Annotated in this window: 19 protein-coding genes, 2 tRNA genes and 1 pseudogene; 13 read left to right on the forward strand and 9 right to left on the reverse strand. The window is 52.7% G+C overall.

Annotated elements, in window-relative coordinates:
• Positions 1–4 precede the first annotated feature (4 nt).
• Entirely contained in the window at positions 5–1,216 is a 1,212-nt protein-coding gene (gene yqfD / locus IAG03_RS02510; protein ID WP_249318163.1) for a sporulation protein YqfD, read from the forward strand.
• A gap of 750 nt (positions 1,217–1,966) precedes the next feature.
• Here yqfD and IAG03_RS02515 read toward each other — a convergent pair.
• The 7 genes from IAG03_RS02515 to rpsU all read right to left on the reverse strand — a co-directional run bounded on the left by IAG03_RS02515 (position 1,967) and on the right by rpsU (position 6,220).
• Positions 1,967–2,042, reverse strand: a tRNA-Lys gene (locus IAG03_RS02515).
• 111 nt (positions 2,043–2,153) lie between these two features.
• The gene (locus tag IAG03_RS02520) at positions 2,154–2,879 is read right to left on the reverse strand and encodes an ABC transporter ATP-binding protein (RefSeq protein ID WP_249318164.1); all 726 of its coding nucleotides are present in this window, start codon (positions 2,877–2,879) and stop codon (positions 2,154–2,156) included.
• Positions 2,879–3,664, reverse strand: a complete 786-nt coding sequence (locus IAG03_RS02525; protein ID WP_249318165.1) for an ABC transporter permease — start codon at positions 3,662–3,664, stop codon at positions 2,879–2,881. Before IAG03_RS02525 ends, IAG03_RS02520 begins: the two co-directional genes overlap by 1 nt.
• 177 nt (positions 3,665–3,841) lie before the next feature.
• Complete coding sequence (locus IAG03_RS02530; protein ID WP_249318166.1) at positions 3,842–4,276, reverse strand: CD1247 N-terminal domain-containing protein; 435 nt, start codon at positions 4,274–4,276, stop codon at positions 3,842–3,844.
• Between the two features lie 50 nt (positions 4,277–4,326).
• Positions 4,327–4,884: an elongation factor P gene (efp, locus tag IAG03_RS02535; protein ID WP_249318167.1), complete on the reverse strand. Its 558-nt coding sequence runs from the start codon at positions 4,882–4,884 to the stop codon at positions 4,327–4,329.
• 556 nt (positions 4,885–5,440) lie between these two features.
• A complete protein-coding gene (locus IAG03_RS02540; protein ID WP_249318168.1) occupies positions 5,441–5,929 on the reverse strand; it encodes a YqeG family HAD IIIA-type phosphatase in 489 nt (162 codons plus the stop codon).
• Between the two features lie 111 nt (positions 5,930–6,040).
• On the reverse strand, positions 6,041–6,220 hold the full coding sequence (gene rpsU / locus IAG03_RS02545; protein WP_249318169.1) for a 30S ribosomal protein S21: 180 nt from the start codon (positions 6,218–6,220) through the stop codon (positions 6,041–6,043).
• Between the two features lie 250 nt (positions 6,221–6,470).
• On the opposite strand from rpsU, the gene IAG03_RS02550 reads away from it, so the two are divergent.
• Both IAG03_RS02550 and IAG03_RS02555 read left to right on the forward strand, forming a co-directional pair.
• Positions 6,471–6,905, forward strand: a complete 435-nt coding sequence (locus tag IAG03_RS02550; RefSeq protein ID WP_249318170.1) for a MarR family winged helix-turn-helix transcriptional regulator — start codon at positions 6,471–6,473, stop codon at positions 6,903–6,905.
• Positions 6,898–7,566 (forward strand): YczE/YyaS/YitT family protein, encoded by a 669-nt coding sequence (locus tag IAG03_RS02555; RefSeq protein ID WP_249318171.1) that lies wholly within the window; start codon positions 6,898–6,900, stop codon positions 7,564–7,566. Before IAG03_RS02550 ends, IAG03_RS02555 begins: the two co-directional genes overlap by 8 nt.
• 211 nt (positions 7,567–7,777) lie before the next feature.
• Here the strand turns inward: IAG03_RS02555 and IAG03_RS02560 are convergent.
• Positions 7,778–7,853, reverse strand: a tRNA-Gly gene (locus IAG03_RS02560).
• A 416-nt stretch (positions 7,854–8,269) separates the two neighbouring features.
• Between IAG03_RS02560 and IAG03_RS02565 the strand changes: the two genes are divergently transcribed.
• Both IAG03_RS02565 and tnpA read left to right on the forward strand, forming a co-directional pair.
• Positions 8,270–8,896: a YczE/YyaS/YitT family protein gene (locus IAG03_RS02565; RefSeq protein WP_249318172.1), complete on the forward strand. Its 627-nt coding sequence runs from the start codon at positions 8,270–8,272 to the stop codon at positions 8,894–8,896.
• 234 nt (positions 8,897–9,130) lie between these two features.
• Positions 9,131–9,586 (forward strand): annotated as a pseudogene (gene tnpA / locus IAG03_RS02570) (IS200/IS605 family transposase).
• 154 nt (positions 9,587–9,740) lie between these two features.
• Here tnpA and IAG03_RS02575 read toward each other — a convergent pair.
• Positions 9,741–10,652, reverse strand: a complete 912-nt coding sequence (locus tag IAG03_RS02575) for a DDE-type integrase/transposase/recombinase (protein WP_249318173.1) — start codon at positions 10,650–10,652, stop codon at positions 9,741–9,743.
• A gap of 205 nt (positions 10,653–10,857) precedes the next feature.
• Here IAG03_RS02575 and miaB point away from each other — a divergent pair, with 205 nt between their 5' ends.
• The 8 genes from miaB (at position 10,858) to IAG03_RS02615 (ending at position 21,058) form a co-directional block, all read left to right on the forward strand.
• Positions 10,858–12,315: a tRNA (N6-isopentenyl adenosine(37)-C2)-methylthiotransferase MiaB gene (miaB, locus tag IAG03_RS02580; RefSeq protein WP_249318174.1), complete on the forward strand. Its 1,458-nt coding sequence runs from the start codon at positions 10,858–10,860 to the stop codon at positions 12,313–12,315.
• A complete protein-coding gene (locus IAG03_RS02585; RefSeq protein WP_249318175.1) occupies positions 12,308–12,730 on the forward strand; it encodes a YlbF/YmcA family competence regulator in 423 nt (140 codons plus the stop codon). Before miaB ends, IAG03_RS02585 begins: the two co-directional genes overlap by 8 nt.
• A 40-nt stretch (positions 12,731–12,770) precedes the next feature.
• Positions 12,771–15,395, forward strand: a complete 2,625-nt coding sequence (gene mutS, locus IAG03_RS02590) for a DNA mismatch repair protein MutS (protein ID WP_249318176.1) — start codon at positions 12,771–12,773, stop codon at positions 15,393–15,395.
• Between the two features lie 39 nt (positions 15,396–15,434).
• Positions 15,435–17,399, forward strand: coding sequence for a DNA mismatch repair endonuclease MutL (mutL, locus tag IAG03_RS02595; RefSeq protein ID WP_249318177.1), 1,965 nt, complete (start codon positions 15,435–15,437; stop codon positions 17,397–17,399).
• A gap of 68 nt (positions 17,400–17,467) precedes the next feature.
• Positions 17,468–18,412, forward strand: coding sequence for a tRNA (adenosine(37)-N6)-dimethylallyltransferase MiaA (gene miaA / locus IAG03_RS02600; RefSeq protein ID WP_249318178.1), 945 nt, complete (start codon positions 17,468–17,470; stop codon positions 18,410–18,412).
• A gap of 22 nt (positions 18,413–18,434) precedes the next feature.
• Complete coding sequence (locus IAG03_RS02605; protein WP_249318179.1) at positions 18,435–19,739, forward strand: biotin/lipoyl attachment domain-containing protein; 1,305 nt, start codon at positions 18,435–18,437, stop codon at positions 19,737–19,739.
• Positions 19,717–20,460 (forward strand): YggS family pyridoxal phosphate-dependent enzyme, encoded by a 744-nt coding sequence (locus IAG03_RS02610; RefSeq protein WP_249318180.1) that lies wholly within the window; start codon positions 19,717–19,719, stop codon positions 20,458–20,460. Before IAG03_RS02605 ends, IAG03_RS02610 begins: the two co-directional genes overlap by 23 nt.
• A gap of 31 nt (positions 20,461–20,491) precedes the next feature.
• Positions 20,492–21,058, forward strand: a complete 567-nt coding sequence (locus IAG03_RS02615; protein WP_249318181.1) for a cell division protein SepF — start codon at positions 20,492–20,494, stop codon at positions 21,056–21,058.
• Positions 21,059–21,101 lie beyond the last annotated feature (43 nt).

Consider the following 21,101-nt stretch of genomic DNA (forward strand, 5'->3'; position numbering starts at 1 on the left):
GGTGATGGTAACGGAAAATCTTACCCGCTGGATGCTGGGCTATGTCCGGTTTACGGCTTCCGGCGGGAGTCCGGAACGCTTCCTGAATCTGGCCGCACACGCCGGCATCCGGCTTTGGGGCATGCAAAAACAGGAAGGACGCCTCACCGCGTCGGTCCATGTGCGTGCGTATCGGGCGCTGTGGCCGCTTGCGCGCAAGTGCGGAACCCGTTTGCGGATCACCCGGAAGCGGGGAATTCCGTTTGGAATCCACCGGTGCCGCAACCGGAAAGGCCTTGCGCTGGGCGTCGTACTGTTTGCTGCGATCTATTATGTGCTTTCCCTGTATGTCTGGACGGTGGAAGTACACGGAACCGTGGCGCTGGATCCGACGGATGTCCTGGCGGCAGCCGAAGAGCGCGGGCTGTACGTCGGATGCCTGAAAAGCGGGGTCGATCCGGCCGCGCTCTCAAAGGAACTCATGCTGGCGCTGCCGGAAACCGGCTGGGTTGCGGTCAACACCATGGGCAGCACCGTTTCGATTGAACTGCGCGAAAAAATTCAAACTCCGGAAATCGCCGACGAAAAAACGCCGGGAAATGTCGTGGCTTCCGATGCGGGGCAGGTCATCCGCATGGAAGTCTTTGGGGGAGAAGCTGCAGTAAAGGTCGGGGATGCCGTTACGCAGGGGGATCTTTTGATCCGCGGCGTGGTGGAGGATGCGGAAGGCGCCGTTCGGCTGCAGCATGCGGCGGGGATTGTCACAGCCGAGACGCGCCGGACGCTGACAGCGGAAATCCAGAAACAACAGTTGCTCTGGGAACCGACGGGAAAGGTTGTCTGGCGGTGCAGCACACGGATCTTCGGCGCGCAGATTCCGCTGACCTTTGTGGGCATTCCGAAGGGTCCTTATCGCCGCGAGACGGCCAAAAGCCCGTTTATGCTCGGGGATGTCACACTGCCCATCAGTATTTTTACGGAAAAATGGAGCGAACTTGCACAGCGGGAAGTTACGCTCAGTGAAGCAGAGGCCAAAGCGGCGGCAGAGACCGAGCTTCGGCGCATGGAAGAAGAAACCTTTCCGGAGGCCAAAATCCGGACGCGGGAGACGCAGTTTTCCTTTCAGGACGGCACCTACCGTTTGACCGGCAGTTATGTCTGCGAAGAAAATATTGCAGTCGAGACGCCGCTGTTTTCACAGGAGGTTCCGAAGCAGGAGTCGCCGCCGGCAGAGTAAAGCGCGAAGCGGGTGCAAGCTTGCCTGCAACAGCCATTGCAGGGCAGCCCTCTTTTTAGAAAAATTTTGGAAAAAGATGTAAAAAAGCGGATTAGATCTGCTTTCTTGCAAAGAACCGGAGGAAAGCGGGCGTTGCGCCGGTTTTGTGTTCTGAAAGCGCGTTTGTTAAAACGCAAACAGAATCGTTTCCAACAAAACAGAAAAGACCTGCGGCCGCAAATAGCAGACCGCGGGTCTCAAAAAGGCGTAAGGCGCACAATCCGGACGAATCTCTATGCAGGATCGTGTGCAAGCTTTTTCGGTGTTCGAATGTTTTTGCTGTTCCGACGTGCGGAACGGCCGCTCTGCTCCGGTGTGAAAAATGGATGGATTTCTGAACGTGAAAAAGCAGGATAAAGTTCTGCAAAATTTGCTTTTGTGATATGCCGTTATAAATTGCGTCCCAAAAACCAATGGGGGACGGGGATTCCCAAGGACGGGCTTTTCAAAAAATAAAATCGGAAAGCATCTTGCGATACCTGCCGATTTTGGGAAAGCCACATGAAAAAAGATTCCTTTCGGCGCCGGAAGCCCCAACGCTCTCGAGCGCGCAAAAGTTGCAGCGAGCCGTCGTGCGGGGCGTTTTGATCCGGACAGGTGAGCCGAGCGTGAATTTTTTGTAAAAAGGAGGAGCCAAGGGGACAGGCGGATGCCTTCTTTTCTGTCGCAGACAAAAAAATAAGTCGGAGCAAAGTTCGCTTTGCTCCGACTTGGTGAGCCATCGGGGATTCGAACCCCGGACACCCTGCTTAAAAGGCAGGTGCTCTGCCGGCTGAGCTAATGGCTCATATTGTGCTGCTGTATCCTCTGTTTGAGACAGCTTATATAGTATACCAGAAAAATACAGCAGTGTCAAGGAATCTGAGATAAAAATTTGCGATTTTTTGTAATTTCTCTGTCAGGCCATAAAAGCCTTGTAGGCGCTGATGACTTCGTCGGGATCTCCCTGCATCTTAATTTTCCCTTCATGCAGCCAAATAACCCGATTACAGAGCTTTTTGACGGTGTTGAGGCTGTGTGAAACAATCACGACGGTCCGTTTGCTGTCGCTGATCAGCTCTTTCATTTTGTTGTAGCTCTTTTTCTGGAATTTCTCATCGCCGACGCTCAAGACCTCGTCGATCAGCATGATTTCCGGTTCGAGCACCGCGGTGATGGAGAACGCAAGCTTCGAGTACATGCCGCTGGAGTACGTTTTCACCGGCTTGTTGATAAATTCGCCGAGTCCGGAAAATTCGATGATTTCATCCATTTTGGCCGCGACCTGTTTTTCTGTAAAGCCCAGCAAAAGCCCGGAAAGAAAGATGTTTTCCTTGCCGGAAAGCTTTTTCTGAAAGCCGACACCGATCGAAAGCAGAGAAATCGAGTGTCCGAACGTTTCAATGCTGCCGCTGTCCGGCGAGAAAATGCCGGCAATCGAGCGCAGCAGCGTTGATTTTCCGCTGCCGTTTTTGCCGATGATTCCGACAATACTGCCTTCTTCCACCTCAAAGGAGACGCCGCGCACGGATTCAAAGGTATCCACCTTGTTTCGGCCGAGCATGAGAAGCGCCTTTTTTATGGAAAAAGATTTGAAGCTTTTATAACGGATATGAAGATCCTTTACGATAATTGCACTGGCCATTACATCACCTTAACATAGCTGTTTTCATACTTGTAAATCAACCGGACGCCGATCACAGAGAGCAGAATTCCCATCAGCAGCCACAGCAGCAGGGAAATGTAGCTCGGATGCGACTCGAAAATCATCACACGCCGGCATTGATCGATCAAAAAAGCGATCGGATTGATCCGGAGGATCAGCCAGCTGTTATATTTTTCGGGAAGCCGGGTCGAAAGCGAATAAAAGACGCCGGAAAGGTAAAAAACGAGACGCAAAACGATGTTGCAGACGTTGGAAAGATCCTCGACAAATACACCGAAATGCATAATGATGGTGGAAAGCCCGAACGTAACCAGAAACAGCACAAGGAAAATCGGAACCAGATAGAGAATATTCCAGGTGACCGGGACACGGTAAATGGCCATCAGGACAAATGTCAGCAAAATAGAAATGGTCATTTTGAAAGCAAGAACGCCCATCTTGATGAGAACCAGAATGAATTTCGGCAAATAGACCTTGGAGACAATGGCGCGGTTATTGGTCACCAGCTTTACGCTCTGCAAAATGGATTTGTTGAAAAAATTCCAGAGTGTCAGGCCGACGAACACAAAAACCGGCATAAACGGCTCTTTGGCGCGGAAGATCACCTGAACCATGAACGTATAGACCAACATGAAGCAAATCGGTTCCAAAACCCACCAAAGGCAGCTGAGCCTGGAGTTTGCAACCTCACTTTTCAGTTCGGATTTCACCGCATAAGCCGCATAATGGCGGTATTTTTTCAGATCCCGAAAAAAACGTCCCAAACAAAAACCCCGCTTTCGCGTTACGATACTACAATAATTAGCGTTTCCGCCGATACAAGGTATTATTATACGACATTTCTGTCGGCTTGGCAAGTCCATCCATCTTGTTTTCGGATGTTGCGCAAAAGCAAAGAACCCCATCTTGCCGGGCAAGGTGGGGTTCTAGATACAAACGGATTAAATTTCTTCTTCTTCTGCTGTTTCGTCTTCGTCTACGACATCGTCGATGTCAAACTCCAACGTCTCGCCGCAGTTCGGGCAGTCCAAAGACCCCTTGAGAACCATTTCCTCGGAAAGGCAGATCGTCTCCTGACAGTTCGGGCAGGTGACTTCATAGTAACACTCGTCGTCATCCCCGCAGCAGCCGCAGCAGCCTTCTTCGTCTTCGTCCTCACCGTAGAATTCTTCCTCCAGCGTACCGAGATCTTCGTCAACCTCGTCCAGCTGTTCGGCAAGATCCTCATAAGCGTCCTCAAGTTCCTGCACGGAGAGCGCCATATCCTCAAGCAGTTCCATCATCGCGCGGAGTACCTTGGTTTCCTTTTTCTCAGGATCCAGATCCAGACCCTCTACCAAACCACGCAAATATGCCGCTTTTTCTGTATTTGTCATAGAAACCATCCTTTCGGTTTTCGTTGAACAGGGGTTCACTCTAGTTTGGACTACGCACGTTCCATATATTCGCCGGTTCTCGTATCGATTCGGATCATTTCTCCGTTGTCGATAAACAGCGGAACCTTCACTTCTGCGCCGGTTTCCAGCTTGGCCGGTTTTGTTGCGTTCGTCGCCGTGTCGCCCTTGAAGCCCGGATCGGTCTCCACGATCTGCAGCTCAACAAAGTTCGGCGGCTCTACGCCGAAAACGGATCCTTTATAAGAAAGCACCTTGCAGATCATGTTCTCTTTGACAAATTTGAAGTTGTCGCCGAGGATGCTCTTGTTGATCGGGATCTGCTCGTAGGTTTCTTCGTCCATGAAGTAATAGAGACCCTCGTCGTTGTAGAGGTACTGCATGTCCTTACGCTCGACGAACGCGGGCGGATACTTGTCGTTCGGGTTGAAGGTACGCTCTGTCACCGCACCGGTAATCACGTTCTTGATTTTTGCACGGACAAACGCCGCGCCTTTTCCGGGTTTCACGTGCTGGAATTCCACGATCGAGACGACGTTTCCGTCCAGCTCAAAAGTGACACCATTTCTAAATTCGCCTGCAGAGATCATATACACTGTCCTCCAAAATATAATGATTCAAGATTCTTCTTCTTAGTTTATAATATTTTCCGAAGTTTTTCAAGCCGTTTGCAATGTTTTTCAAGGATTATCAGCTCTTTTGCCGAATGTATCCGGTTTTCACGGGGTTCTTCCGTCACAGCGCCAAGCCCTTTCAGCGGCAAATGCGCAATTTTAAAAGAAAAACACCAATCCGGCGGACGCAACCAGCGGACTGGCCGGAACCGCCGCGATGTCATAAAAGACTTGCCCTATTGCCGGAAGTCGATTTTGCCCGTTGCCCAGGCATCCAACTACGCCTTCCTAGAGTTCTTTGCATGTACGCTGTGACCGATTTGGCAAAACCGGTCACAGTGTGCTGACAGCCAGCAGATGGATGGTCTCGAAACTGCATGTTGCATCCGCATAAATTCCGATTCAGAGAGCAGTGCGTGCCGTCATCTGCATTTTAGGTGTCTGCGAAATGCCCCCGGCCTATGATCGGAACCGTAGGCCGAGGGGTCTGCTTTTTAAAAATTCCGGTTCCTGCCGGTTCGGGGGATTGGTGTTACCGGAGCGCCTGATAGCGTTTGCGCAGCCGTTTTTCCCAGCGGCGTTTCCATTGGAGCAGCTTTCCGCTTTCCAGTTCGACCGGCTCCAAAAGCACTGCGCGCATGCCGGAAAGCCGCGCGCCCAACAGATCGGTGAAAATCTGGTCGCCGACAACCGCACATTCCCGACGGGGCGTTTTCAGAATTTTGGCCGCGCGCCGAAATCCGCCGGGCAGCGGTTTTGCTGCGCCTGACAAAAAGGGGAGACCGTATTTGGCCGCAAAAGGCGCGACGCGCGCGTCGGTGTTGTTGGAAAGAATCAGCAGCGCAAAGCCTGCTTCAGTCATCCGTGCCGCCCAGTCCTGCGTTCCGGGAAGCGGCTCCGGCTTTCCGTGCAGGGCAAGCGTGTTGTCGACATCGAGCAGCAGCGCACGGACGCCGAGCTTTCGCAAAGCCTCCGGTGTAAGTTCTGTAATGCGGGAATACAGCAGATCCGGTTTGAGCATGTACCATTCTCCTTTTTTCGGGCGGCCTTTTCCGGGGCAGGATCCTTGCAGCGACAGCGTAATAAAACAAAAACAAAGCGGGCAAAACACCCGCTTTGTTGTTCGCAAAAATTATTTGTAATATTTGCGTTTCCGCGCCGCTTCGGACTTTTTCTTGCGCTTTACAGAGGGCTTTTCGTAAGCCTCTCTCTTGCGGACTTCAGCAATGACACCCGCGCGTGCGCACTGTTTTTTAAAACGTCTAAGGGCACTGTCAAGGGACTCATTGTCCTTCAGCCTGACTTCAGCCATTTATTTCCCTCCCATCCGCCCAAAGGCAGGGGTTTGTGTATCGTATCACATGGGAATTATTATACCGAATTCCCATGTGGATGTCAACCCTTCCAATAAAAAAATTCCGATTTTTGCCTGATTTTCGCTTGGTACGGCCATTTTAGAGAGGCAGGATCCTGCTTCCGGCGAAATTTTGTTTGACAACAACCCTAATTTCCGATATAATTAGAATCCTAATAATTAATATCCTAATAATTTAGGAGGGCACATGGAACATTCTTTGCACTATTTATTGCTTTATAACCACGCGGTCTTTCAAAAACAGATTATGCAGCACCTTTCCGGCAGCGGCCTGACACTGGGACAGCCGAAGGTGCTCGATTATCTTTTGGAGCACGACGGCTGCATTCAAAAGGAACTTGCAGCGGCCTGTCAGATCGATGCCGCGACCATCGTTGGACTTTTAAACCGAATGGAAGAGGCCGGTTTGCTCTGCCGGCGGCAGGAAAATGGAGACCGGCGCGCATTTTCGGTCTATCTGACGCAGAAAGGCGTCCAAAAAGCAGAGGAAGTACAGGCGGGCTTCCGGAAGATTGAGGCGGCGCTTTTAGCGGACTTTTCAGAAGCGGAGAAAACCCTTTTCACAGATTTGCTCTTAAAGCTCCGGAAAGCCGCAGGAAAGGCGGCGATTTCCCATGCGTGAGCAAATCAAGCGGTATCTGCTGTTTTTATTGGGGCTGTATGTCAATTCTTTGGGAATTGCGTTTATCACCCGGGCAGATCTCGGGACTTCGCCGATTTCCAGCGTACCGTATACGCTCAGCCTCGGGTTTTCTCCGACGCTCGGCATGTTTACGCTCTACATGAGTTTGGTGCTGGTTTTGCTGCAGGTTCTGCTGCTGCGCAAAACGTTTCCGCTCATTTGGGTTTTGCAGATTCCCTTTTCCTTCTTATTTTCCTGTTTTATTGATCTTTCCATGGACATGCTCTCTTTCCTGCAAACAGATGCGTATCTGCTCAAGCTGCTCTACCTGTTGATCGGCTGCGGCATTTTGGGAACCGGCGTCTATCTGGAAATGGCGGCAAACGTGGTGATGCTTCCCGGAGAGGCGTTCGTGTGCGCGGTTTCTCTGGCGTTCCACACCGATTTCGGCAAGACGAAAGTTGCGTTTGATTCGGCAATGGTGCTGCTGGCGGGCGTGATCAGTCTTTTGCTGTTCCATAAACTGGCCGGAATCCGTGAGGGCACGGTTTTGGCGGCGCTTTTGGTCGGGACGATTGCGCGTTTTTTAAACCGCAGAATTTCCTTCCTCGGCCGGTTCCTGCAGAAAACGCCGGTTAAGGCCGAATCGTCCGCAGAGTAACATTGCGTATGCAAAAAGAAAGCCTGCGCATCTGCGCAGGCCTTTTGCGTTCGCACTTAGACAAGTGTGCGATGGGTTTTCCCTTGCGGTGTTTCGGAATGCCTTTCGCATGTTCGGTTTTCACAATTCCGGAGAATTCAAAACGCAAAAAGGAAGAAGGACTTCATGGAAAATAAAAAATCGACAAGCTTCTATCGAAACTTGCCGATTTTGGAGCGGACGACGAGGCTCGAACTCGCTACCTCCACCTTGGCAAGGTGGCGCTCTACCAGATGAGCTACGTCCGCAAAGGAACCCTCGAGCCTTTCGTATTATACAATACCCAATCCGGCTTGTCAACAAAAAATTTGACTTTTTTGTCGGAAAAGGCAACATATAGTCCGGACGGGCGGATACAGGGCAAAAAATCAGGGAGCGTTCGTCGGCGGGATCAACGCTGGCAATTTCTTCCAAAACGGAAAGGCGCGGCAGAACGTTTTTGGGATTTGTAAATTCATACAAAAAAGCATAAAAAACAAAGAAAACCTGCGCTTTTTACATCTTGTATTTTGAAAAACCGGATGGTATAATAAGTCGGTTTTTACAGGAATTCAGATCGTCGGCAGGCGCGGTTGTCCTTGCCCATCACTGGTAGGTTTTGCACATGATGCCGGACGCGAAAGGCACGTTTGGCGGTTTTTCTTTGAGAAAGGCTGGAAGCAAAATGAAAAATCTCTCCTGGAAAAGAGTTCTGATGACCATTTTCGGCGTCACACTCTGCGGAATCAGCGTCGGCATCTTTAAAAAAGCGGCACTCGGCACGGACCCGTTCACCTGTATTGTAACCGGATTTTCCAATGTTTCCGGTCTGACGTTTGGAACGATTTACACAATTTTTTCGATTGTTCTGCTGATCGGTGTCTTTTTCCTGAACCGGCATTATATCGGCCTTGCAACGGTCTTTAATATGCTGCTCAGCGGATTTATTGTGGACGGCTGTCTCTATGTTCTTGACCGCATGATCATTGAGCCTTCGTATCTTGTGCGGTTTGGACTGATGCTGGCCGCCATTTTGCTCAACTGTTTCTCTTCTTCGATGTACTATACGGCGGATCTCGGCGTCTCGGTCTACGATGCCTATGCGCTAATCCTCGGGGATAAAAAGGTCGCGCCGTTTCAGTATTGCCGGATCGGAACCGACGTGCTCTGCGTTCTGGTCGGGATGCTCTGCGGGGCATGGCCGGGCATCGGCACGCTGATTACCGCCTTTTTTATGGGGCCGATCATTGTTTGGTTTAATATTCACTTTTCCCGTCCGCTTCTGCAGGGACGGCTTTGGAAACGCGGGTAGCAGATGCCGCCGGTCAAATTGGATCGGCGGCATTTTTTTGTTGTCTTTAGACGTGGAAATAAACCCTCGGTACTACCGAGGGAAGAAAAAAGAGCGGAGCGACAAAAAAACAAGGAGAGCTTGGTGCGAGCGGAAAGACCTTGAAAAAAGAAGAACCTCTTGTAAAAAAGTAGTGGTTTGGCGACCGCATTACTAAAAAACAGGAGGTTTTTCAAATGAAAGTTAAGAAATGAGATAAAAAGCACAGCCCACAGCAAATATAGGTGTCAGTACATATAGTTTTTGCTCCAAAGCATAGGAGAAAAGAAATATATGGCAAGATGAAAAAGGATATAGGAGCAATACTTAGGAAATTATGGAATCAAAAGGGAGTATAAAAAATAGAAGCAGAAGCATGCCCCGACCATATACATATGCTGGTGAGTATCCCACCGCACATTAAGTATAGCACAATTCATGGGATATCTCAAGGGGAAGAGCAGCTTAATGATTTTCGACAGGCATGCGAATTTGAAGTACAAGTATGGGTCGAGAAATTTTTGGTGTAGAGGATAGTATGTAGATACAGTCGGTCGAAATAAAAAAGTTATAGCGGAATACATAAGGAATCAGTTAGAAGAAGATTATGCAGCAGGCCAGATTAGTATAAAAGAAATTACGGACCCGTTTACGTGTGACAAGAAAAAGTAGGCAAAAAAAGACAACCGCACGTGAGCGGTTGCCGGAGAATGTAATGCGGTGCTAAACTTTCGAAACCCCTTTTAGGGGGTGGAGCAAACCACCGGTTCAACCGGTGGTTTGGATTTGTGTCCGTTTCGTGAAGAATTCGTCGCCTGTAGGTTTGTCAAACAAAATGGACAGCGAACTCGGAGGGAGAGAGCCAGCGGAGGGGTCTCATAGGTAAGTTGTTAGAGCGGCGATTGTGAACGGCAAGCTGCTTTGCGAAATCATCCAGAGAATAGAAAGCGTGGCAGGAGTAAAAACGCTTCTGATCCTCGCGGTGGCTGCGCTCGACCTTGCCGTTGCGGCGCGGGGTATACGGGCGAACGCCCAGCTCAGCGGCAGCCTTTTCAAACAGCGTCGGTAAATCACGTTTGCTGTTTGAAAAACGGTTCGTAAACTCGAAGCCGTTGTCCGTCTGGACACACCCCACCTTGATGCCGCGGCGCGCATACCACACTGTCAGTCTGCGCAGGAAATCCGCCGAGGAATAGGTAGATTGTTCCGGATAGGCGGCGAGGAAACGCAGGCGTGTGAACTCGTCAATGGCGGTGTACTGGAACAGGCGAAGGTTCGGATCTGCGATACAGCTGCGCGGCACGACTTTCACGTCGACCTGAACGCGCTCGCCGGGATAGGTCATCTGCTCATACGGCTTGGGCTTGTATGTCTTTTTGGGCTTTTCGGCGGGAAACAGGCCCATTTTGCGCATAACTCGGAACAGGCTTTCCGGACAGCGTGTATAGCCGCGCTGCCGCAGGCGGTGCCAAAGTTCGATCATGCCCAGGGTCGGGTTCCTGCGGCGCATGTCGCGGATGAGCTTCCGTTCGGCCTCCGTGTGCTGATTCGGATGACTGTGCGGCCGCCTAGACTGGCAGGCCAGGGACGCCACACTTCCGTCCCAGCGCTGCTTCCAGAAGTAGATGTACGACCGACTCTTGTTGTACTTCCGACTGGCGCGGCTGACGCCGTATTTCTCCGCGTACTTCATTAGGGATTGCCGATATGCCATGTCTTGTGTTATACTCTTTTTCATGAGGGATATGGTCTCCTTTCGTCTAGTTGGTGTGTAACAACTTAACTTTAGCACATGAGACCCTATCTCTCATGCCTTTTTATTCAATTGTCCAATATGTATTGTAGTCCTACAGTCCGTTTCGTGAAGAATCCGTCGCCGTGCTTGAAGCGTTTTGGAATGTGTGGTATAATTGATCGGATATTGGAATGACAGGAGTATCGAAATGACCGCGATGCATCATAAGGACTGTTCCTCCCAATTGGAAGCGCAGTCTGTTTATCAGAAAAATGTCCGGGAAATCATGAAAGTTCGTGCGGCAGGCGAAAAGCCGCTCGCATTCGTGCGGACATATGGCTGTCAGCAGAACGTTGCAGACAGCGAAAAAATCAAAGGCGAACTTGCACAGATGGGCTTCTCCTTTACCGAAGAGGCCGACAAGGCCGATCTGATCCTTTTTAATACCTGCGCAGTCCGCGAACATGCGGAGGATCGGGTTTACGGCAATATCGGCGCCCTGAAAAATCTCAAACGCCGCCGGCCTTCGCTTATCATCGCCATCTGCGGCTGCATGATGGAGCAGGAGCACGCCGCCGAACGGATTCGCAAGACGTTTCCGTTTGTTAATCTGGTTTTCGGAACGCATGGAATTCACCGGCTGCCCGAAATGCTCAGCACCGTCTTGACGGACAGCTGCCGGGTGTTTTCGCGCGGAGAAGAGGAAGATACCGTTGTGGAGGGCATTCCGGTACAGCGGGACGGCGCCTATAAAGCCTGGCTGACCGTGATGTACGGATGCAACAATTTCTGTTCCTATTGTGTGGTGCCGTATGTCCGCGGCAGAGAGCGCAGCCGGGAGCCGGAGGCGATTATACAGGAATTTTCAGAAATTCTGGCAGCAGGGTATAAGGAAATCACACTGCTTGGTCAGAATGTCAATTCCTACGGAAAAACGCTGCAAACCCCGATCTCGTTTGCACAGCTGCTTCAAAAGCTCGATGCTTTTCCCGGCGACTATCGGATCCGCTTCATGACGTCGCATCCGAAGGACGCCACGCATGAGCTGATTGACACGATTGCGCAGAGCCGCCATATTTCCCATCATATTCATCTGCCTTTCCAGTCGGGAAGCGACCGGGTTCTCAAAGAAATGAACCGTGTTTACGACCGGGAAAAATACCTTTCTCTGGTTCGGTATATCCGGGAAAAAATTCCGGACGCGTCGCTGACCTCGGATGTCATTGTCGGATTTCCGGGCGAGACCTACGAAGAATTCCAGCAGACGCTTTCTCTGATCGAAGAGGTCGGATTTACGTCGCTTTACACATTTATCTATTCTCCGCGGGAAGGAACGCGTGCCGCAAAGATGCCCGATCCGGTTCCGCGCGGGGAAAAATCGCGCTGGATGGACGAGCTTTTGCGCACACAGGAAAAAATTGCGGAAAAGCGCTGCGCCGCAATGGTCGGCCGGGTAGAACGCGTTCTTGTGGAGGAACGCGCGAAATCCGGGCTGCTCAGCGGACGTACGGACGGAAACGTCATCATCGAGTTCCCCGGTTCAGAGGAAATGATCGGGACGTTTCGCGATGTCCGGGTGATCGAAGCGGGCATCTGGGTGCTGAAAGGAAAACTGGAGAACGATTCATTAAAAAATCGAAAAAATGGAGGATTTTATTATGGATGACAAAACAATGAAGCTCGTAGAACTGGCAAGAGAAATCGGCAAAGAGCTGCAGCAGGATGACCGCTATCTTGCACTGCGTCTTGCCTCGCAGAGTGCAGACGAGGACGTTAAGCTTCAGGGCATGATCGGAGAATTTAACCTGAAAAAACTGGCAATCAACAACGAAGCGTCCAAAGAAGCGCGCGACGAAGAAAAACTCAAAACGCTCAATAGCGATCTGCGCAAACTGTATCGCGAAATTATGGAAAATGAAAAGATGGCTGTTTATCAGACGACAAAGCGCGAGATGGATCATCTGGTGCAGCGCTTGACGAGCATCATTACGCTCTGCGCCGAAGGAGAGGACCCTGCGACGGCGGATTATGATCCTTCTTCGTGCACAGGAAACTGCGGTACCTGCGGCGGGTGTCACTGAGCGCCCAGCTTGCAGAACAGAAAGGCAGCGGTAGGGTAGAATGGCAGATCTTTCCCCGATGATGAAACAATACTTCGAGATCAAAAAGCAGTACCCCAACACGCTGCTTTTTTTCCGACTCGGAGATTTTTATGAAATGTTTTTTGAGGACGCAAAGCTTGCTTCCCGGGAGCTTGAGTTGACGCTGACCGGACGGGATTGCGGCCTGGAAGCGCGCGCGCCGATGTGCGGGGTGCCGTTTCACAGCTATGAATCCTATGTAGCACGTCTTGTGGCCAAAGGCTACAAGGTTGCCATCTGTGAGCAGATGGAAAACCCTGCACTGGCAAAAGGGCTTGTCAAACGGGATATCGTCCGCGTCATCACGCCGGGTACGGTGATGGAGACCAGCATGCTCGACGAGGCGCGCAACAATTATATTGCGTCCATTTGTGTTTCCGGTGCGGCGGCGGGCGTCTGCTTTGCAGATGTTTCCACCGGCGCGATGGAGGCGGCGCAGCTTTCGGAGAACACGCCGGATGAACTTGAAAAAACGCTGCTCAACGAGCTTGCGCGGTTTTCTCCGCGCGAGATTTTGTTAAATCCAGAAGGCCTCAATCTTTCTGAATTGCCCGATTTTATGCGGGAAAAGCTTTCCGCTTCGGTGGAGTGTCTGGAGGAACGGCAGTTTTCTTTAGACGCCTGTACAGAGCGCGTGTGCAGCCAGTTTCACGCAGAATCGCTTTCGGCGATTTCGCTTGCGGACAAGCCGCTGATTGTTTCTGCGGCAGGGGCACTGCTTTTCTACCTTGCTGAAACGCAGCGCGGCGGCCTGGAACGTATGACGGAACTGACGCTCTATTCGGAAGCCCAGTTTATGCGAATGGATACCAATACGCGCCGAAATCTCGAACTGATTGAAACCATGCGCAACAAGGAAAAACGCGGGAGTCTGCTCTGGGTGCTTGACGAAACCCGGACGGCAATGGGCAAGCGGCTTTTGCGCAGCTGGATTGAACAGCCGCTGGTGAGTCCTGCGCAAATTTCCCGGCGGCAGAACGCCGTGGAGGAACTCTTCCGCGATGCGATGCTGCGCGACGAGATCGCACAGGCGCTGACGGGAATTTTTGATCTGGAACGGATCATGACCCGCATTGTTTACGGTTCGGCAAACGGCCGGGAGTTGCGCGCGCTGTGCACAGCGCTGAAAAAACTGCCGGCGCTCAAGTCGCTGACCGCGGAAAAAACCAGCGCGCTGCTGCAGGAAATCCACCGGTCGGTTGACGTGCTGGAGGATCTCTCCTCTTTGATTGACCGCGCAATTGTGGACGAGCCGCCGTTTACCATCCGGGAAGGCGGGATGATCCGGCAGGGGTACAACGAGGAACTCGATCAGCTCAAAAGCGATATGACCAATTCCCAGGGCCTGATTGCGGCGGTAGAAGCCCGCGAAAAGGAACGTACGGGAATCCCCAAGCTGAAGATCGGGTACAACCGGGTATTCGGCTATTACATCGAAATTTCCAACAGCTATAAAAATGATGCGCCGGACGATTATATCCGCAAACAGACGCTGACAAACTGTGAGCGGTTTATCACGCCGGAGCTTAAGGAACTGGAGAACCGGATTCTCGGCGCCAGCGACAAGGCGGTTCGGCTGGAATCCGAATTGTTCGATCAGGTCCGCAAAACGGTTGCGGCGGAACTCGGCCGTGTGCAGCGTACGGCGAACGCCATTGCCCGTCTGGATGTTTTGCAGTCCTTTGCGGCGGTTTCGGCAGCGGGCGATTATGTCCGGCCGGAGGTCAATTTAAACGGGCGTCTGATTCTGCGCGACAGCCGCCATCCGGTTGTGGAAAAACTGCTGCGCGGCGCACCGTTTGTGCCGAACGACGTGACGCTGGATATGGGCGAAAATCGGATTGCGATTATTACCGGCCCGAATATGGCGGGCAAATCTACTTACATGCGGCAGACGGCGCTGATTCTCCTGATGGCGCAGATCGGCTGTTTTGTGCCGGCTTCCTTTGCAGAGGTCGGCATCGTGGACAGCATCTTCACGCGCGTTGGCGCTTCGGATGACCTCTCCGCAGGACAGTCGACCTTTATGGTGGAGATGACGGAGGTCGCCGATATTCTGAAAAACGCCACGGAAAAGAGCTTTATTATTTTTGACGAAATCGGGCGCGGAACCTCGACCTTTGACGGTATGAGCATTGCCCGCGCGGTTTTGGAATATGTTGCGGATCCCAAGCTTTTGGGCGCCAAGACGATGTTTGCGACGCATTATCATGAATTGACGGCGCTGGAGGATTTGATGCAGAGCGTCAAAAATTACAGCATTGCCGTCAAAAAGCGCGGAGACGATATCACCTTTTTGCGGCGGATCGTCCGCGGCGGCGCGGATGACAGCTTCGGCATCGAGGTCGCAAAGCTGGCGGGCGTGCCGGACGAGGTGGTGCGGCGCGCCAAGCGCGTGCTTGCCGAGCTGGAAGCGGGGAAAGAAGTGACCCCGAAAAAACAGGGCCGCCGAGCAGATTCCGCGGAGACAACGCAGCTTGTGCTGACGCCGTCCGGCGGCACAAAGGCGCTGGACGCACTGCGGTCGCTGGATGTCAACACCCTGACGCCAATCGAGTGCATGAACCGGCTTTTTGAACTTGTGAAGCTTGCAAACGAGTCGTAAAAACAGAACATACAGGTTTTTTTGAAAGGAGGATGCGCTTTGGGAAAAATTCAGGTGCTGGAAAAGCATCTTGCGGAACTGATTGCCGCCGGAGAAGTTGTGGAACGGCCGGCTTCGGTTGTCAAGGAACTGGTTGAAAACGCGATTGACTCGGGGGCGTCCTCTGTTGTTGTAGAGATTCAGCACGGCGGGATTTCTTTCCTGCGCGTGACGGACAACGGCTGCGGAATTGCGCGTGAGGATGTACCGACGGCCTTTTTGCGGCACGCCACCAGCAAGATCCGCCGCCCGGACGATCTCGATGCAATCGGGACATTGGGATTCCGCGGAGAGGCGTTGGCCTCGATTGCAGCGGTTTCTCATGTAGAACTGCTGACGCGTACGGCGGAGGAATTCAGCGGCACGCGCTATGTCATTTCAGGCGGAGCGGAAGAATCCTGCAGCGATGCGGGATGCCCGGTCGGAACCACGATCCTGGTGCGGGATCTGTTTTACAACACACCTGCCCGCATGAAGTTTTTGAAAAAAGATCTGGTGGAGGCCAACGCAATTGCCGGGGTAATGGATAAGATTGCGCTGTCGCATCCGGAAATTTCGTTCCGTTTCCTGCGGGAAGGCAGAGAAACGCTGCATACCCCCGGAAGCGGAGATCTCAAACAGGCGATCTATGCGGTTTACGGCCGGGACTTTACAAAAGGACTGATTCCGGTAGAGTACACCTACAATCAGATCCGGGTCTGGGGATATATCACCCGCCCGGCAAGCTGCCGCCCGAACCGGAGCATGCAGCAATTTTTCATCAATGGGCGGTATGTCAAAAGCCGTACGGCGATGGTCGCGCTGGAGGAAGCGTTTAAGGGGACGCTGATGGTCGGAAAATTTCCGGCCTGTGTGCTGCATCTTTCTATTTCCTGCGCAGCGGTGGACGTCAATGTACACCCTGCGAAAATAGAAGTGCGATTTATCAATGAGCGTCCGATCTTCGACAGCGTCTATCACGGCGTCAAAACGGCGCTCAGCCGCGGAGATGAGACAAAAACGGCGGAGCTTTCCAAAAAGCAGGCCGGTCCGCTTTTGCGCCGTCCGGAACCGCCGGTGCAGACCCGCCTGCCAGAAACGCCTGTGCGGCGCACGGATGCTGTTTATCGGCCGGAGCCGCAGCAGCCGGCTTCCGTGCCATCTTATTTTGTACAGGACAGCGGTGCGCGCAGGACTGCACCGGTGCAGCAGCCAGAGACGGCGTCCGTTTTGCTGGAGACCCTTCAGCGAACGCCTCGCCCGGCGGCAGAGCCGGTGCCGCAGACGCCGCCAGAAGCGACTGCGCCGGAAGCGGGTGCAGCGCTTTCTTCTCCCAAAATATCGCAGAACCCCGATTGGAACCCTTCTCCCAAACCGGCCGAGTCGTGTTCGGAGATGCCGCTGAAAACGGAGCCGGAGCAGGAGATTCGCGTGTGCGGGGAAATCTTTGATACTTACATTTTAGCGCAGTACGGAAAGGACCAGCTTCTGCTGATTGATAAACACGCAGCGCATGAGCGGATGCTCTACGAAAAGCTGAAAGCGTCTGCCGGCGCCAGTGCGCAGCAGCTGTTACAGCCGATTTCCGTGACACTGGGCAAAGAGGAATATGCGGCGGTTTTGGAGAACCTTCCAATTTTGCAGGAAGCGGGATTCGAGGCGGAAGATTTCGGTCCGGGGACGATTTTGATCCGGAGTGTGCCGCTCTATCTCGATGCGGGAAGCGCCGCCGGCACAGTGATGGAAATCGCGGGATATCTTGCCGAACACCGCACGGATGTGACGACGGAGCGCCTGGACTGGCTGTATCACAATATCGCCTGCCGGGCGGCCATCAAGGCGGGCAAAGAGAGCAGCATGGAGGAGCTTGTAGATCTGGTGCGCAGATTGCAGGCCAATCCGGAAATTCGCTATTGTCCGCACGGCAGACCGGTATCGGTGAAAATTTCTAAACGGGAATTCGATCGGCAATTCGGCCGGGTTTAAATCGTACGGATGATTTTGCGGCGCTTGGCCGCATTGACAGAACTAGCGTGAAAAGAGGAGGTGCGCGGATGGAGGAAAAACGCAAAGTTGCCGTCATTTACGGTCCCACTGCATCCGGCAAAACGCGCCTTGCAGCAGAACTTGCCCTGCGCCACAACGGAGAGGTTGTTTCTGCGGACTCCATGCAGATTTATAGGGGCATGCAAATCGGAACGGCAAAGCCGACGCCGCAGGAAATGCTGGGCATTCCGCACCATCTGCTGGGCATCCTTCCGCCGGGAGAACGCTTCAGCGTCGCGGAGTATGTCACGCTGGCCGCGTCCTGCATTGAAAAAATTGCCGCACGCGGACATTTGCCGGTGCTGGCGGGCGGAACGGGGCTTTACCTGCGTTCGCTTCTGCAAAACCGGCCGTTTTCTGACGAGCCGGAGAACCCCGAAATCCGGGCGGCGCTGCAAAAGCGCGCGGCGCTGGAAGGCGGTGCGGCGCTTTTGGAAGATCTGCGTGCTGTCGATCCGGAAACCGCAGAGCGGCTGCATCCGAACGACTGCAAACGGATTGTCCGTGCGCTGGAACTCTATCAAAAGACCGGACGTACCATCACCGAGCAAAACGCCGTTTCTCAGCAGATGCCGGAGCGGTACCGCGCCGGAAAGATTGCCATTACCTACGCGGATCGGGAAGTGCTCTACCAGCGGATCAATGACCGGGTCGATGCGATGTTTCAAAGCGGGCTTTTAGAGGAAGCGCAGGCTGTTTTTGCTTCCGGCTGCGGTCCAACCGCAGTGCAGGCGATTGGCTATAAAGAACTGCTGCCCTATTTTGCGGGAACGGTTTCTCTTGAAGAAGCCAAGGAGAATATCAAGCGGGAAACCCGCCGCTATGCCAAACGGCAGCTGACCTGGCTCAGGCGGGAAAGTGGCCTGCACTGGATTGAAGCGGATCGGTGCGGGAGTTTTGAACACCTGCTCGCCGAAGCGGAACGGATTCTGCAGGAAGAAGAGATTTTTTAAAGAATGGAAGGAGGAAAACCGGATGAACAGCCCGAAGGCCAGACGAATCGCAATTTCTGTTTTTGCGGTTTTGCTCCTTGTGTTTGTCTGTTACCAGGCGTTCGGCGTGCAGCGCAGCGACGTGCGCACTGAGACCGCAATGTACGGGACGACCTGGGATGCACTCGAGGTTTCGGCGGTAGCGATCCGGAGTGAAACGCTGCTGACGGAGGAAACCGACGGCGCTATCCGATATCTTGTTCCCGACGGCGGCCACATTGCAAACGGGGGAGTCCTCGCGGAGGTTTATGCAAGCGACAGTGATGTTGCAAAGTGGGAAGAAATCGCCTCGCTCGAAAAAGAAATCGAACAGCTCCGGCAGCTCAACCAGCCGACGGAAACCTATCAGCTGGATCCCGGAAAGCTTGACGAGAAGATCGACGCTGCGCTGATCCGTGTGGTAAACGGCATCTGCAAGCGGGATTGGTCGGTGCTCGACGACGATCGGGATCAGTTTCTGCATCTCATCAACCAAAAAGGCATCGTGACCGGCAAGGCGGAGGGCTATGGCAGCCGGATTACAGAATTGGAAGAAGAGGTTGCCTCGCTGCGCGCTTCGACAGCGAGTGCGGTCAAACAGATTATTGCACCGTCTGCCGGGTGCTTTGTCAGCCGTGCGGACGGATATGAAGGCGCGTATGACTATAAAAGCGCGGAAACGCTTACTGCGGAACAACTCCAGACAGAACCGGTCAAAGCCGATTTGCCGCAAGGGACTATCGGCAAGATCTATGACCAGTTCAACTGGTATCTGGCGTTCACCGTAAACGCGGAGGATGCGGTGAAATTCAAGTCGATCCTGGAGTCTTACCCGAACCGGGTGTATCTCTCGCTGCCGTTTGTCTCGGAAGAACGGGTCCCGGCAGAGGTGGCGGCCGTCAACCAGGCGTCGTTTGACAGCGACGCGGCGGTCATTTTAAAATGTTCTTATCTGCAGGGAAGTTTGCTCTCGATCCGATCGCAGCAGGTTGAGGTGCAGCTGGATGCCTACTCCGGCGTAATGGTTCCGCAGAGTGCGATCCATTTTGCGGATGTGGAAGCGGTTGTCACCGATGCGGACGGCAATGAAACCACGAAGCTGCATAAAAATGTCCGCGGTGTCTATCGGGTAAACGGTGCGGCGCTGGAATTTGTCCAGATTTTCAGCGACGCGACGGTAAACGGGTATGTGATCTGCCGGACAGATCTGCGAGAAAACGAGGAACTGTACACACAGAATACCATTGCACTATATGATGAAGTTGTTGTAGAAGGGAAGGATTTATATGATGGAAGGCCTGTTGCATGATGACGCCTTGCAGACGAGATTTCTGAGCGTCGAGGAAAATTTAAAGGAGATCCGGGAACGAATTGCAGAGGCGGCGCTGAAATCCGGACGCGCGCCGGAAGATGTGACGCTGCTTGCTGCAACCAAAACCGTCCCGGTGGAGGTTATTAACCACGCGATTCATCTCGGCGTGGATCATATCGGCGAGAACCGCGTCCAGGAGCTGCTGGACAAATATGACGCGCTGGATCTTTCTGACTGCGCGTGTCATTTTATCGGGCATCTGCAGACCAACAAGGTTAAATATCTTGTCGGCCGGGTCGGCATGATTCAGTCTGTGGACAGCATGAAGCTGGCAAAGGAAATTTCTCGGCTTTCCGTGTACCAGGGGCTCTCCACGGATATTCTTATCGAAGTCAATATTGGACGTGAGGAGAATAAATCGGGTGTGCTGCCGGAAGCTTTAGACGAACTTCTGGACGAAATTTCGACGCTTCCGTCGATTCGGCTGCGTGGTTTGATGGCAATTCCGCCGGTTTCTGACGATCTTTCCCAAACAATGACGTATTTTTCAAAGATGTACGAATATTATGTTGACATAAAGGAGAAAAAATCGGATAATAAAAGAGACCATATCGATGTTTTGTCGATGGGCATGTCTGCGGACTATGCGCAGGCGGTCGAATGCGGCGCAACGCTCGTTCGCGTAGGGTCGTCGCTCTTCGGCAAACGGATCTATTGATAAAATGACTGAAAGAAGGAGGCTGGGCCGAATGGCAGGATTGGTTGAGAAGCTTCAGAAAATGTGGAATCCGCCGGATGATGAATACGAGGAGTATTACGAGGAAGAGCCGGAGGAGACAGAGGCGCCAGCATCTCGGAGAGATTCTTATGCGGGACGTGGAGACTATGCAGACCACGGACGGACGCAGGAAAACTTCGCAACACGGGAAAGTTACCGCGAACGGGACGGGGGCTATCCTTCCCGCGGGCCGGCACGCCGTGCGGCGTCGGATCCCGGTGCATCCGGCAACAAGGTCGTCAATATCCACGCGACGACACAGCTGCAGGTCGTTTTGTTCCGTCCGGAACGCTTCGGCGAAGAAACCCGCAATATTGCCGATGAACTTTTGAAGATGCATACCGTTGTGCTCAATCTGGAAAATACCAATAAGGACGTTTCGCGCCGGATTATTGACTTTTTGAGCGGCGTTGCCTATGCAAACGGCGGAAAAATCAAACGCGTCGCAACCGACACCTTCATTATCACACCGTATAACGTGGATTTGATGGGAGACGACGTGCTCGATGAACTGGAAAATAACGGGGTCTACTTTTAAGGAGACCCGTTCTGCCCTGCGCAGAGATTTTTTAAGATGATTT

Source organism: Yeguia hominis (assembly GCF_014384705.1).
GTDB classification, from domain to species: domain Bacteria; phylum Bacillota; class Clostridia; order Oscillospirales; family Acutalibacteraceae; genus Yeguia; species Yeguia hominis.